The 14678-nt window shown below is 35.8% G+C and carries 10 protein-coding genes; 8 read left to right on the top strand and 2 right to left on the bottom strand.

The window, feature by feature from the left end; genetic code table 11:
- Positions 1–458 precede the first annotated feature (458 nt).
- Positions 459–2069, bottom strand: a complete 1611-nt coding sequence (locus LU635_RS03185) for a glycoside hydrolase family 31 protein (protein ID WP_240096112.1) — start codon at positions 2067–2069, stop codon at positions 459–461.
- A gap of 1101 nt (positions 2070–3170) precedes the next feature.
- Between LU635_RS03185 and LU635_RS03180 the strand changes: the two genes are divergently transcribed.
- The 8 genes from LU635_RS03180 (at position 3171) to LU635_RS03145 (ending at position 13749) form a co-directional block, all read left to right on the top strand.
- Complete coding sequence (locus tag LU635_RS03180) at positions 3171–4154, top strand: amidohydrolase family protein (protein WP_240096109.1); 984 nt, start codon at positions 3171–3173, stop codon at positions 4152–4154.
- A 23-nt stretch (positions 4155–4177) separates the two neighbouring features.
- On the top strand, positions 4178–5536 hold the full coding sequence (locus LU635_RS03175) for a Gfo/Idh/MocA family protein (RefSeq protein WP_240096107.1): 1359 nt from the start codon (positions 4178–4180) through the stop codon (positions 5534–5536).
- 19 nt (positions 5537–5555) lie between these two features.
- Positions 5556–6683 carry an amidohydrolase family protein gene (locus LU635_RS03170; RefSeq protein WP_240096106.1) on the top strand — a complete coding sequence of 376 codons (1128 nt, stop codon included), beginning with the start codon at positions 5556–5558 and terminating at the stop codon, positions 6681–6683.
- A 146-nt stretch (positions 6684–6829) separates the two neighbouring features.
- Positions 6830–8029: an acyltransferase family protein gene (locus LU635_RS03165; protein ID WP_240096104.1), complete on the top strand. Its 1200-nt coding sequence runs from the start codon at positions 6830–6832 to the stop codon at positions 8027–8029.
- 110 nt (positions 8030–8139) lie between these two features.
- Positions 8140–9213 carry an amidohydrolase family protein gene (locus LU635_RS03160; RefSeq protein ID WP_240096102.1) on the top strand — a complete coding sequence of 358 codons (1074 nt, stop codon included), beginning with the start codon at positions 8140–8142 and terminating at the stop codon, positions 9211–9213.
- Positions 9185–11278 (top strand): glycoside hydrolase family 36 protein, encoded by a 2094-nt coding sequence (locus LU635_RS03155; RefSeq protein WP_240096100.1) that lies wholly within the window; start codon positions 9185–9187, stop codon positions 11276–11278. Before LU635_RS03160 ends, LU635_RS03155 begins: the two co-directional genes overlap by 29 nt.
- A 149-nt stretch (positions 11279–11427) precedes the next feature.
- Complete coding sequence (locus tag LU635_RS03150) at positions 11428–12915, top strand: flavin monoamine oxidase family protein (protein WP_240096098.1); 1488 nt, start codon at positions 11428–11430, stop codon at positions 12913–12915.
- Between the two features lie 33 nt (positions 12916–12948).
- Positions 12949–13749, top strand: a complete 801-nt coding sequence (locus LU635_RS03145) for a c-type cytochrome (protein ID WP_240096096.1) — start codon at positions 12949–12951, stop codon at positions 13747–13749.
- 64 nt (positions 13750–13813) lie between these two features.
- Here LU635_RS03145 and LU635_RS03140 read toward each other — a convergent pair whose 3' ends face one another.
- The gene (locus tag LU635_RS03140; protein WP_240096094.1) at positions 13814–14677 is read right to left on the bottom strand and encodes an EamA family transporter; all 864 of its coding nucleotides are present in this window, start codon (positions 14675–14677) and stop codon (positions 13814–13816) included.
- Between the last annotated feature and the right edge of the window lies 1 nt (position 14678).

Here is a 14678-nt window from a genome sequence, read left to right as displayed (position 1 = left end):
AAAAACCTTTAATATCTTCTGATAACATTTCTTTAGAACTTGCAAATTTTTGTTTTCTCGATTGCCGTTATCAATTATTTGTTCAACTCCATTTTACTTTTAACCTTTTTTAAAAGTTATAAAGCAGGTTCAGTAGCACAGTCCTATAATTTTCCACAGAACCCGAATGAAATCATTCATTACTTTAGAATTTAAGCACAACCTTTAACAGCCTTGATTTTTAAATGCATAATTCAAAAATCTTTAAAGGTTTATCATAGCTAATAATCAAATGAAAATTATCGAAAGATAGCCTTCTTCTGAAGTTCTTATAATTATTGTTTTCTAACAGGAATGAATTTCTGAACTTGTTAATTTCAAATTAAAACAAATTAAATGAAACTAAAAAATTTTCGAATCCTTTTTATTTGTTTTGCATTATCAAATTAAATGAAATTTTTTGTGGATTGTATCAAAGTTCATTTTCTTCGAAATACCGGTAAATCATCCAGGCCAACCGTCACTTCAGTCGTAGTCCCACCCTTGTAGTTTTTACCTTTCCAGATCCATTCACCTTTCGGAAACATTACTTTCCTTGAAGAGGCTCCTTTTTTTAAGACAGGGGCTACCAATATATCGCTGCCCAACATGAACTGATCTTTTATTTCTTCAAAACCGGCATCAGGAAATTCATATTCCATCAACCTAACAATAGGATCTCCGTTTTTTGCAGCCTTTTCGACTAAATCTAAAATGACGGGCATATAATGCTCCCTTACTCCCACAGCTGTTTTAACGGCCTTCAAATGTTCTTCATCTAAAACCCGCCAGGGGGCTACTGAAAATTGCATCATTGGCATAAGAGCATGGACTTGCGTGGAACGTACGATCAATTCCTGATCTACGGCATCAAGATTAAGAAAGGAACCAAATTGGCCTCCTCCAATCATGTCCGGTGCATTGAAAGGATATCCAATAATTCCCTGAAGAAGCATCTGAGGTATTAATATCTGTAAATCTTCCCAATTATGATCTTTATCGTGTAATCTTTGTGCAAGTGGCTGCCCTCCCATTTTCCAGCTGGCTCTATATTCATTCAGCGGATATTCAAGCCCAAATTGTTGAAAAGTTAATGTATGATAATTTGGTGTCACCTCTTTGTAGGATAGTAATGGCCCCTTATAAAAATAGCTGTCACCTGCATCAAATTTAAAACCATCAATTCCATAGGTATTGCTAAGAGTATGGAGTTGTTCTTTAAACCATTCAACTGCTCCAGGATTAGTGAAATCCAATACTGCACTGGCACCATTCCACCAACGCACGATTAAAGGGTTATTATCACCTGTGGTTTCCTGGATGAGATATTTTTTAGTTTTCAGTTCTCTATAAATATCGCTGTCCGGACTAATAAAAGGGCAAACCCAAAGCATAACCTTGAATCCCATTGCATGTAATGAATTAACCATAGCTTTAGGTTCACTGAACCTTCCTTTGTGAAATTCCCACTTACCGTAATCCTCCTGCCAGTTATCATCAATCATTATGACACCAGGGGGAAACCCGTTAGAGACAATATTTTCTGCATATTCCAGAATATCCTTTTGGTTCTGGTCATACATGAGTTCAATCCATGTGTTGTATTGAGGTTTTGTAAACAGAAGGATATCAGGAATTTTACCAGATGGGGGAAAATATTTAAACGAAGCGTATTTAAAAGCATCTTTTAAATTGCTTTTACCATTTGCTTGAGAGATTTCAATTGGCGAACCAAATGATTCAACCTTAATTATATTTTCATTAATAGAGAATTTTATAGGTGAGTCGGACCAGATAACCCTTCCTTTATCAGATAAAAGTAAAGGTTGAATTTGATTCCCCTTATTATTTGCCCACATATTTACTGAGTATGCAGACCCCGAGCCAAAGGGCATTAAATTCCCATCCCTTACAACACCTGCCCACCAATTTTCATTAGAAAGAAGCCTTACTCTCGAGGAGTCTGTTGCTCTTTGGGCATTTACAATATAAAAAGAGGACATCAAAAAAATTAAAGCTTTTAAAAGCCTCCTGTAAAAAGATATTTTCATGATTCTAATTTTTGGATTATTTAACGAAAATTATAATCTGTGGGATAGTAAGAATAATTGGTTATATCTTTTTAGGATCGACACAACTTATTCCAGTAATTATAAAAGCTTTAAAAGCCGATACTTACAATTAACAAAATGTAACCCTACAATATAACTTATATTTTATTTTATTCATTTTCTTAAATGAAAAGTATTATTCCATTCCTTAATACATAAATTAAATCTTTTTATGAATTTTTTGAAATTATTCCACATAAATCGGCATTTTAATTTTATTAAATCAAATTAATAATTACTTTAGTAAAAGTTTTCGAAAGATATAAAATGTTTTTTATAGTTATGAAACCTTATTTTAAGAATTTATTCGAAGTGAAATAAATAAATCAGAACACCAAACAAAATGATTAGAGATTCCCAAAAATTCTTATTTATAAGATTCGTGAAAATACTGCTTTATAGATATCTTATGAAGATTGATTCCTGCAGAGATAGACAGGAATAACCTTCAAATCAGAATGGTAACTAGTTGAACTACAAGAGTCGGTTATTGAGAATATTTTATGAGGATATACTAGGAGTGCTCATAACTATCCCGTTCAACCACTGAAGTTCTCTGGTGAAGAATTAAATGATTTTACATGTATGACATGACTGTTTTGTTGCAAAATAAATGTTGGTGTAATTGTTTTAAGATCTGAAGGTTGATCCCGATACATCTTCCGCGGCGATTATTACGAGGTCAAACTCCAATGATGCTAAGTCTGAATCGCTATATGTTGTTGAGAATATCTAAGTGCCTTAAAAAATATAATAGAGTTATAAAAAGGTATTGTTCACACAACTGGTTGTCATAATAAATCTATGGATGATTTTTTTATAAGCCGGAAGTGAAATTAGTTCCGAAACCAAATTTAACTCAAAAACCATAGTGTAATACCAAAGAAGTCTAAAAACAAGAAAAACGATAATAAACATATGAGTAAGTTTTTGAATATGAGGTTTAATTTAATGCCGTTTTGGCTTCTTCTATGTTTTTCAACGCCAAGATCAGTATGCTGTGATTATGAAGTAACACAAGTAGTGAGTTCATATTACGATATGGAAGATTATCAATATGTCAAAAAGTTTGATAGTCATATTCATATAAATACATACGATACTTATTTCATAGACTTGGTAAAAAAAGACAATTTCAAATTCTTAAATATTGTTGATGATCGACCTTTTGGTTTGCCCATGGAAGAACAGGAGAAGGTTGCCATAAGCCATTTTGAAGATTTTTCTGATCAAATGATTTTTGCGACAACATTTTCAGTAGATGATTGGGAGAACGACAATTGGCTCAGTAAAACAATTTCTCATTTAGAGAATTCTTTTTCTAAAGGGGCTAAAGCAGTCAAAATCTGGAAAAATATCGGAATGGACTTACGAGATGCCAAAGGGAATTTTGTAATGGTCGATAACCCCAGGTTAGACCTAATCTTAGATTTTCTATCCAAAAAAAATATTGCAGTTATAGGGCATAATGGCGAACCCAGAGATTGCTGGCTTCCATTAGATGAAATGACTTTCAGCCAAAACTATTATGGTTCTCATCCGGAATATCACATGTATCTGCATCCGGAATTTCCTTCCTATTGGGACCAAATAAATGCAAGAGACAATATGCTTAATAAGCATCCTGAACTAAAATTTATAGGAGCTCATTTAGGAAGTATGGAATGGAATTTAGAGGAACTAGCTAAAAGGTTAGACAAATATCCCAATATGGATGTAGACCTTTCTCGAATATCAAACCTTCAATTACATACAATAAGGAACCGGGAAAAAACACGAAATTTTTTTATCAAATATCAGGATAGATTGATTTATGCCACTGACACAAGCATTAATTCTTCGGAAAACCCGGAAAAAATAAAAAATAAAATCCACAACAATTGGATAGAAGACTGGAGGTTTTTTGCTACAGACCATAAAATGAACCTAAAAGGCCATGGGAGTTTTAGAGGGCTTAAATTACCTAAAAAGGTTATTGATAAAATCTATTTCAAGAATGCACAAAAAAAATTGGGTTTCTCTTAAAATAAACAATTAAACATTGAATTATGAGCGATAGTGATTATAGCCGTAGAAAATTCTTAACAAATTCCTCCATGGCCATGGGTGGTATTGCTATGATGGGGTCTGGCTTACCTTTTGACTTAATGCCACAAAGTTTAGCAAATAATGACAAACCAGTGCGCTTGGGCTTTGTAGGAATTGGAGGTAGAGGCTCCTATCATCTAGATGTTGCATTAGGCATGGAAGGAGTAGTTGTGCCGGCAATTTGTGAAATCAAACCTGAACGGCTATACCGGGCAAAAAGATGGATAGAGGAATCCGGTCAACCAACTCCAACATTATATGATCGAGGGCCAACAGACTTCAGACGGCTATGTGAAGAAGAAGAATTGGATGCGGTAATTTGTTCTACCTCCTGGGAATGGCATGCACCTATTTGTCTTGCAGCTATGAGAAATAATAAACATGCGGTTTGTGAAGTCCCAATTATACTAACTGTGGATGATGCCTGGGAATTGGTTGAAACTTTTGAAAAAACAGGAAAATGGGCATCCCTTGCATTGGAACAGGCAATGTTGGAAAGCACTGATGGCCTTACTTTATTAAACATGGTACAAAAGGGAGTGTTCGGTGAAATATTGCATTCAGAGAGTGGTTATGTGCATGATCTCAGATTTGTAAAAAACAATCCTGCAGAAGAACCCTGGCGTTTAGCATACGATGTAACTCACAACGGAAATCTGTATCCTGATCATCCTATGAACAAAATAATGGCTTACGAAAATATAAATCATGGGGATAGAATGGATCATTTGGTTTCGATGAGTTCAAAAGCAGAAATGCTCCATGATTATGCAGTTCTAAATTATGGGAAAAATTCTGAGCAGGCCAAGATGAAATTCAAACAAGGCGATGTGAACGCTACTTTAATACGAACTGTAAATGGAAAATTGATCACCTTAAATTATGACACTAATACCCCCCACCCCAGGGAATTATTCAAAATTCAAGGAACAAAAGGCGTTTATTTAAATGGAGGCGCACTAGAAGAACCTAAAATTTATCTTGAGGGGAGAAGTCCGAAAGCACATCAGTGGGAATCGGCCAGTAAATATTTAGAAGAATATAAACACCCCTTACTTAAAAATTATAACCCGGCACCACGTAAATCGGCAATAAGAGGACATGGAGGGAGCGGAAACAAAACGCCTTTAACCTGGCATTTATTGATTAAGGCACTGCGTGAAGGTAGTACACCTTATTTTGATGTTTATGATTCTGTAACAAGTAGCATTATATTTCCTTTAACTGTAAAATCAGTTGCAAACAACAGCAAAACGGTAGATGTTCCCGACTTTACAAAAGGTAAATGGAAAACGAGGGCTCCACTTTCTTTTGTTTAAGAAATTAAAATATCAAATTATGAAAAACATTATTTGGCCAATTGTTGCAGGACTGCTAATTATTACAATTGCTGGTTGTAATCAAAGTAATGACCGGGGTCATGTTGAAAAGACAAGTCCGGAGATGCTTTTACAAAAAGACTGGAATCCACGTTCAGTATATAAAGTACAGGCTACTGAGATAGATAAGGCTGAATTTTCTGTAATAGACATGCATGCGCACCATTATACTAAAAACGCTAAAGATATTGCCAAGCGAGTTGAAATAATGGACAAATTAGGCATTGAAAAATCTGTTGTATTAACCAATGCCACCGGTGCAAAATTTGATTCAATTTATGCACTATACTCAAATTACCCAGCTCGCTTTGATGTTTACTGCGGATTCGACCTCTCTGATTTTGAAAAAAAAGGCTGGCAGCAAAGATCATTAAAGGAACTTCGCCGATGTGTAGAAAAAGGGGCTGCCGGGGTGGGAGAACTTCATGACAAAGGCACGGGGTTAGTCGAAGGTTTACATCCCGATGACCCAAGAATGGATGCACTATTTGAAGCCTGTGCAGAATTAAAAATTCCAGTCAATCTACACATGGCCGATCCCATTTGGATGTATGAAAACATGGATTCAATTAACGATGGCTTACCCCGGTCCTGGACCTGGAGAGTTACCGATAAGGAAAAGAAAGTTGATTTTAATGGACTCATGGATATTTTCTCTAACACCCTTGACCGTCATCCCAACACTATTTTTGTAGCTTCTCATTTGGCAAATTGCACATATGATCTTTCAATTTTAGGGGGATTGTTTGATGAATTCCCAAATCTTTATGCTGACATCTCTGCACGTTTTGCTGAGTTTTCTACAATTCCACGCGGTACCGCAGCCTTTTTCACAAAATATCAAGATCGTATTGTTTATGGAACTGACTATGGCTGGGAGGTATGGGACAAGCAGAGTGATTATGGTAATAATACCGATCTCGAGGAAATGTTTCGAATGACTTTCAGAGTTCTTGAAACCCAAGATGAACATTTTTATCTAACAGACCTGGTTGGTTACAAATGGCCAATGTACGGTCTTTCACTAAATAAGGATGTCCTGAAAAGTATTTATCATGAGAATGCAAGAAAAATAGAAGATTATTAATACAGGGAGGATTTTAAGATCTAATAATTACAGATCCTGCATTAGGCTTTACAAAATGAAGGTATCTGTTAAAATTTGAATAAACAGAATTGCATAGAGACAATTACGTATAGCCAATAACATTATTAATTAAAATTAAGATGATAATGGAGAATGATAATGTGAAAATTAAAGAACCTACGAGAAAAAATACTGTTTTGTCAGGTCATGTTGATTCATTGAAAAAAAATGAATCAAGTGAAGTAGTAAAAAAGAATGAAAGACTCCTTTCCCTGGATTTCTATCGAGGATTAATTATGGTTCTTTTAATGTTGGAAGCAGCAGGCTTATATAAACATCTTGTCAATACAAGTACCCCATCTTCCTTTTTGCACTCTATAGCTGTTCAGTTTACTCATCATGCCTGGCACGGATTACGCTTCTGGGATCTCATTCAACCAGCGTTTATGTTTATTGCCGGAACAGCCATGGCTTTTTCACTTACAAAACAAACTTCTAAAGGTCGGCCATGGGAACAACAGGCAACAAGAACTTTGAAGCGAAGTATGTGGTTACTCTTTTGGGGAATTTTGATTTATGCTGTGAGGGGTGATAGCTTGTCATTTGAACTCTGGAACGTATTATCACAATTGTCGTTTACCTTGCTAGTTGCTTTTCTAATATTTCGATGGAAACCGAGTTATCAAATTCTATTTAGTATTGGACTGCTTGTATTAACTGAATGGTTATATCGTTTTACTAATATCCCCGGTTTCGACCAACCATTTATAAATCAACATAATTTTGGCAATTATATTGACTTGATTCTTATGAATAAGATAAATTCTGGCGGTTGGGTTGCTGTAAATGCCATTCCAACAGCTGCACATACAATTTGGGGTGCCGTTGCAGGTAAGTGGTTGCTTAGGAAACACACTGTTAAAGGTAAGCTTGGTTATATTATAATTTTTGGGGTAATTACTCTATTCACGGGTTATCTCCTTGATATTTTAGACATCACCCCAATTATCAAAAAAATTGCTACTTCTTCCTTCACACTTGTTTCAGGAGGATGGTGCTTATTAGCATTGGCTTTTCTTTATTATTGGATAGACCTACTGAAACACAAAAAATTTTTGAGCTTTTTCACTATAGTGGGAATGAATTCTATATTTATTTATCTTTTCTTCGAAATCGTCGTTCATCACTGGCTCTATGATTATTCCTACACAATAGTAAATGGTATTATTTCCCCAATAGGATTAACTCACTCTGCAATTTTAATTATGTCCTCCATAATATTATTCTTAATTCAGTGGTATTTATGCTTTTGGTTATATCAAAAGAAAATATTCTTCAAGGTATGATCAACAAATATCATCTGAAAATTGAAATAATTAGAGATATAGAATATCAATTAACATCCTAAGTATATACTGAAAAAAATATCGAATAACTCCCATTAAAAATTAATAATATGACATCAAAAATTTTTACGACCTTTTTAGTCCTTATTCTAACTGCAGAATTCTCCTTCGGGCAAGAAGGGGACATACTTTTAAAAGATTATAATCCTGTTTCTTTATACGAAATACAAAAGACCTCTCCAGTAAAGGCAAAATTTCCAGTAATCGACATTCATTCCCATCCATACGCAAAATCTATTTCAGAAATTGAAAAGTGGGTTGCAACCATGGACAAAGCAGGTATAGAAAAAACAATCATACAAACCTACCAAACAGGAGAAGCCTTTGATAGCATATATGATGTCTATTCTAAGTACGGGGATCGTTTTGAGATATGGTGCGGAATTGACTATACTGGGTATAAAGAGCCTGGGTGGACTAATAAGGCTATAAAAGAATTGGTGCGATGTTATAAAAAAGGAGCACGGGGTATAGGAGAATTAGGAGATAAAGGGGAAGGTTTGCTATATTCCAAACCTACAGCGGCTATAGGTATGCATATTGACGACGACAGGATGACACCCCTTCTTAAAAAATGTGGAGAACTAGGCATGCCTGTAAGTATCCACGTTGCAGAACCATTCTGGATGTATCAGCCCATCGACGAGCACAATGACGGACTCATGAATGCTAAGAAATGGAAGGTAGATATGAACAAGGAGGGAATTTTGAATCATCCGGAACTTATAAAAACTCTTGAAAATGCAGTAAACAAAAATCCTGAAACAAATTTTATTGCATGTCACTTTGCTAATACCAGCTATGATCTCACGATTTTGGGCAATCTTTTTGACAAGTATCCTAATTTATATGCAGATATTGCTGCTCGTTACGCGGAAACTGCTCCTATTCCACGCCGTGTTAAGAAGTTTTATAACAAATATCCGGACAGGTTACTTTATGGTACCGATATGGGAATGTTGCCATCAATGTATTCTACTACTTTCCGAATTTTGGAGACCGAAGATGAACATTTTTATCAAAAGGATTTGTTTAGTTACCATTGGCCTTTAAATGGATTTGGCTTATCAGACCAGGTTTTAAATAAAATATATTATGAAAATGCAAAGCAAATATTACATTAGAAAGAAGTTTTTAAATCTAACACTGGTTTTATTCGCAATGTTGGCAATCACAGCTTTTGCAAATAGCGAAGAATCAGAGGAACCACTAAAGATAAATCATGGTAATTTAGTTTTTGAAGTAAATGCAAATCTTCATACGCGTCTCACTTCTACTCTCCCCGGCACTAAGCCCATTATGCTTGATTACCAACCTTCAGAAAAAATTATTATTGATAATATGATGATCACCGACTTTGCATTAAAAGATGTTAAGGAGAAAGCCTTAAAAGGGGAGTTATCTGGAAGGGAATGGATGGTAAAAGGAGTATTTACTAAGAATGGACTAAAATTAGAAAAATATTTAAAATTAATCGCTTATGACGATTTTCCTGGTCTGATTACAAGGGAAGTGCAATATGTAAACGCATCTAATGAAGATGTCTTTATTGAAAAATGGATCAATGAAAATTATAAAATTCTTCCCCAGGGAGATGAACCTCCTTTTTGGGCTTTTCAAGGTAGCTCATCTTCAAGTCGAAGTGATTGGATAAAACCTCTAGAACCTGGTTATTACCAAAAAAATTACATGGGAATGAATGATACTGACTATGGAGGTGGCATACCGGTTACCAGCGTTTGGAGACCCGACATAAACATTGCAGTAGGCCATTTATCTCTTACACCTGAACTTATTAATCTTCCTACGGAAATGTTTAGAGATTCCAAGGTCTTAGTAGGTATTTCAAAGGAATTTGGTGAACGTACCGTATTTAAGACAAAAGATACCATTTCTACCCTTGAGACATTCGTTTCTATTACTAAGGGGGACTATTATGATAATCTAGCCAGATACTCAAAGCTCATGCAGGCAAAAGGGATAGAGATAGTAGAGCCAGAGGCAGCTGCTTTTGAACCAATCTGGTGCGCCTGGGGATATGGAAGAGAATTCACAATGGAAGAAGTGGTTAACACCCTCCCAAAAGTGAAGGACCTGGGTATAGACTGGGCTGTGTTAGACGATGGATTTCAAGTTGCCGAAGGGGATTGGAGACCTGCTTCTAATAGATTTCCTGAAGGTGAAGATGCAATTAAAAAGTTAGTGGAAAAAATACATGGATATGGATTAAAAGCTAAGATATGGTGGACCCCACTCGCTGCCGACCCTGGGAGCCAAGCCCTAGAACAACATCCAAATATGAAGATAATACAAGAAAATGGTGCTCCTCAGTTCATAACTTGGTGGAATGCCTACTATCTTTCTCCCACTAAGGAGGAAACTATTGAACATACAAAAAATATTGTGGATCTTTTTCTCAACGAATGGGATTTTGACGGATTGAAAATGGATGGGCAACATATGAATGCTGTGGCACCAGATTATTCTCTCCAAAACCCTCTAGAAGCTCCTCAGGGCCTACCAGATTTTTTTCATATGATTTATGCTGAAGCCCGGCAGATCAAACCAAATGCAGTTATCGAGAATTGTCCTTGTGGAACCTGCATGTCGTATTATAATATGGCATCTATGAATCAAGCGGTTTCTTCTGATCCCTTATCGAGCTGGCAAATCCGGCATAAAGGAAAAACATACAAAGCTTTAGTACCAAAGACTGCTTATTACGGAGATCATGTAGAATTGAGTGATAATGGAAATGATTTTGCAAGTTCCTTTGGTATAGGAGCTGTGTTGGGTACCAAGTTCACTGTACCAAGTTCCAGAGAGAACGAAGAATCATCTAAGTTTTTATTAACTGAAGAGAAGGAGAAAATTTGGCGTAAATGGTTCTCGCTTTATAATGAAAAAATGTTATCAAAGGAAGAATACTTAGGTAGTCTTTATGATATAGGATACGATAAGCCTGAAGCTCACGTGATAAAAAAGAATGGTTCTTTATACTATGCTTTTTATGCAGATTCCTGGAATGGAAAAATAGAACTTAGAGGTTTAGCAGAGAATACAAAATATGTATTGATAAATTATTTTGACAATATAGAGTTAGGGAGAATCCAATCTTCAAATCCTTTTGTGGATGTTTCTTTTAAAAAGTTTCTTTTAATAGAAGCTCAACCATCAGGTGATTTTTAAATTTTCCTTTTGCACTGTTCTTAATCAGATTAAAAATAATTATAATCAATCCGAGTTAAGTTTTATAATACAATTGAAAGAATATTAGATATAACCCTTTTTTTGAATTAAAAAGCAGCTCCGAATAGGTGACTTAACATCCTAATAATATGGGTCAAATTGAAAGAAGAGATTTTATAAAAAAAGCAGTTGTTGGAAGTATAGGTACTATTCTACCATATGGTGTTGATAACGAGGTTTTTGATGTTAAACTCCCTCCAGAAAATCATGATAAAACTCAAATAACCGCCGGAAAAAAGAAAAAAGTTATAGTTGGGGGAGCAGGAATTAGCGGACTTAGCTGTGCATATGAATTAATTAAAAAGGGTCATGAAGTAATCGTTTTAGACGCATCGGGACGCTATGGTGGAGCTGTACTATCAGTACATGATGGCCTTGCTGACGGACTGTATGCCGATTTTGGAGCAGAAAACTTCACAAGACCAGGATACAAAAATTACTGGAAGTACATTGAAGAGTTTAATCTCCCGGTTCTTCCTTATTTTCATCGAGAAAACAGGCTTACCAGAATTGACAACATTTGGTATACTGATGAAATGCAAAAAGAAAAATATGAGCAAAGGATTAAGCAATTGGGCGGGTTCAACAAAAGCGAGTCGAGATATCTTGAGTCAAACCCCTCCTCCAATCTGGAAATGCTCTATTTAAAACCCTATTTCGATAAATTTAGCGATGAATATCAGCCTTTTGGAATTGGTTATGATCATCTGGAAAAAGTTCCAGTTTCTGAAATATATAAGAAAGGAGGAGCATCAAATGCAGCCAGCAGCATTTTAGGTGGAAATAATACTTCTGCTTTGTATGCTATTTGGCAGGCCTATATCAGGCATAAGCGCGGCTATGATGATGATTTCGAACTTTTTCACATCAAAGGAGGTAATCAGAGGCTTACCAATGAATTAGGCAGCCGGTTAGGTACAAGAATAAAACTTGGCTGCAAAATTTTAGAAATTAAAAATGGAGAAACAGGAGTAACTGTAAAATATAGAGAGTTCGGAAAAGAAAAGGAAATATCAGCAGATTATCTGGCCTGCTGTCTTCGAACAACTGCACTTAGAACAATTAAAATAACTCCACAATTACCAGATGAAAAAATATTCATTTTTGATAATCTTGCATATGACCAGACCACAAGAATTGTATTTCAGGCCAGGTCTAAATTCTGGTTAAAAGATAATACAACCATAAATTTAACCTTTAATCATCCTGCTTTGAGAACGATTTGGGAAGTTGCGGATGAAGTAGATACAAAGCGGGTCTCGCTAATGGCTAAAGCACCCGGAGGAACAAATCCTTTACGCACGTTAGAAGCATTCAGGGAACTTTATCCTGGCAATAGATCTAATATTGATATTGAACAGGTGTTAGTTAAGGATTGGTCAGCAGATGAATTTGTAAACGGTTGTGAACGCCATGGTTTCGGCGGTTTAGGCGAATTATCAAAATTTTGGCCTCACATTATGACACCCCATGGCAGAATTCATTTTGGAGGAGCTCATACTGATAATAGAAGTTGGGGAATGGAGGCAGCCACAAATTCCGCTAATAGAGTGGCTTTGGAAATTGATCAAGCCTAATTCGTTAGAAGATTTTTGAATTAATATCCGACTATGAAGTACCCTTCTCTATTTTTTACAATTGCAGTTGGTTCTGCTTTAATAACTTTTAATCTACCATTTAAGGATAAAGCAAAAAGTCCTTTTGAAAAGGATTTGGTTCTCCGCCTATTATCAATAGATCCTTTGAAAATCATCGGAAATAAAAATATATCAAATCCGTCACAAAAAGATTCTGTTCCACAAATAGAATTAGTTGTACATGATGATAAAGGAACATATTCATGGGGAACACAAATTCGTTATACTATCAAAGTTTCGGACAAGATAGATGGCGATTCTAAATATGGTGAAATAAATAGCAATGCAGTTTTGTTAGAAATAGAATACTATCCTGTTACTACTGAGAAACAAACTAGGAATAACACAGACATTTCTGAAGAGGCATCACAACAAAATGGCATTATATTAATGCAAAGATCTACCTGTTTTAGATGTCATGCAGACAAAGCACGACTTGCGGGGCCTTCCTTCTCAGAAATTGCAAAAAAATATAATAAAAGTGATATCAAAGCTCTAGCCCAAAGTATTTCTGAAGGATCCTCAGGAGTCTGGGGTAGCTCCGTAATGGCTGCAAATAAAAATTTAACAGATAAAGAATCCGAACAAATGGCCGCATATATTCTTGAACAAGGCGAGAAAAGAAATAAATGGATTCTTATTGGTCTGGAAGGAACATTCCGAATAATGAAAAAACCCGAAAACTCTGCTAAGGGAATATATGTCCTGACTGCGAGTTATACCTCAACGTCACAGATGAGAGGAGAAGAATCCATAATACTCAGGATCGAATAAATTAACTTTTATAAAATCTTCCTGTCCTCTATTAATATATCTTCCAGATCACTTTTATTTAATTTTAAATTGATAAGATTAATATTGCCACCATAGCCAATATTAATCCAATAATTAGAATTGGGCCAGGCATCACGCCATATATTAGAAGAGACAAAATGATCGTAATTAGCGGTGCCAAACCAGTAAGAGGTGCAACAATAATAGCTTTTCCGTAGCGAAAAGCATAGACAAGCGTTAGAGCCCCCACAGCATTAAGTATGTGCACCAAAGCGGCAAGGTATGGCCCTTTAAATCCCCAGTTAATTGGCTGGGAAAAATCTGTCATCCAAAGAGCAAAAGGAGCAAGAAGTATAGCCGTTATGGTCATGAAAAAAAAGATGCTTTCGGCTTTCATAGTTTCATTGGAGAACTTCATTACAAAAGCTTGTACACCCCATGCAATGAAAACCATTATGGACAGTGCCAGCCAAAGATAACCACGACCATCAGATGCTCCTGGTTCTTGATATGAAAGGAAAAAAATGGCTGTTATAGCAGTGAAAATTCCGATCCATTTTAGCAATGTAGTTTTTTCCTTTAGTAGTGTGACCGACAATAGAATAGTAAGTGCAGGAGAAAGAGATATCAAGGGAAAAATAATGTATGCGGGGCCATCCCTCAGTGCTTGAAATAGGAGTAACTGGCCTCCTGCTCCCAGTATACCAATTGCTGATCCCAAGAAAATCGACTTCTTATCTATTTCAATTTTCCATTTTATACGATGCAAAGCGAAAAGCGCACACGGAATCATGGTAAGCGACCAAACAACATAACCCAAAGTAGCCGGGAAACCCGCTTTTTCTGGTATCTCAATGAATGCTCCCCAAACGCCCCAGAATATTGTAGTGACAATAGCATAGAGTAGCCATGATTTAAAAACTTTCATA

The organism is Christiangramia crocea (assembly GCF_022410465.1).
In the GTDB taxonomy this organism is placed as follows: Bacteria; Bacteroidota; Bacteroidia; order Flavobacteriales; family Flavobacteriaceae; genus Christiangramia; species Christiangramia crocea.
The sequence above is the reverse complement of the archived record's forward strand: the minus strand, read 5'-3'. Positions and strand labels throughout refer to the sequence as shown.

Bases quoted from the DNA above. Each gene is read 5' to 3' on its own strand.
- LU635_RS03185 (WP_240096112.1), bottom strand. From the start codon at position 2,069: ATGAAAATATCTTTTTACAGGAGGCTTTTAAAAGCTTTAATTTTTTTG.
- LU635_RS03180 (WP_240096109.1), top strand. From the start codon at position 3,171: ATGGAAGATTATCAATATGTCAAAAAGTTTGATAGTCATATTCATATA.
- LU635_RS03175 (WP_240096107.1), top strand. From the start codon at position 4,178: ATGAGCGATAGTGATTATAGCCGTAGAAAATTCTTAACAAATTCCTCC.
- LU635_RS03170 (WP_240096106.1), top strand. From the start codon at position 5,556: ATGAAAAACATTATTTGGCCAATTGTTGCAGGACTGCTAATTATTACA.
- LU635_RS03165 (WP_240096104.1), top strand. From the start codon at position 6,830: ATGGAGAATGATAATGTGAAAATTAAAGAACCTACGAGAAAAAATACT.
- LU635_RS03160 (WP_240096102.1), top strand. From the start codon at position 8,140: ATGACATCAAAAATTTTTACGACCTTTTTAGTCCTTATTCTAACTGCA.
- LU635_RS03155 (WP_240096100.1), top strand. From the start codon at position 9,185: ATGAAAATGCAAAGCAAATATTACATTAGAAAGAAGTTTTTAAATCTA.
- LU635_RS03150 (WP_240096098.1), top strand. From the start codon at position 11,428: ATGGGTCAAATTGAAAGAAGAGATTTTATAAAAAAAGCAGTTGTTGGA.
- LU635_RS03145 (WP_240096096.1), top strand. From the start codon at position 12,949: ATGAAGTACCCTTCTCTATTTTTTACAATTGCAGTTGGTTCTGCTTTA.
- LU635_RS03140 (WP_240096094.1), bottom strand. From the start codon at position 14,677: ATGAAAGTTTTTAAATCATGGCTACTCTATGCTATTGTCACTACAATA.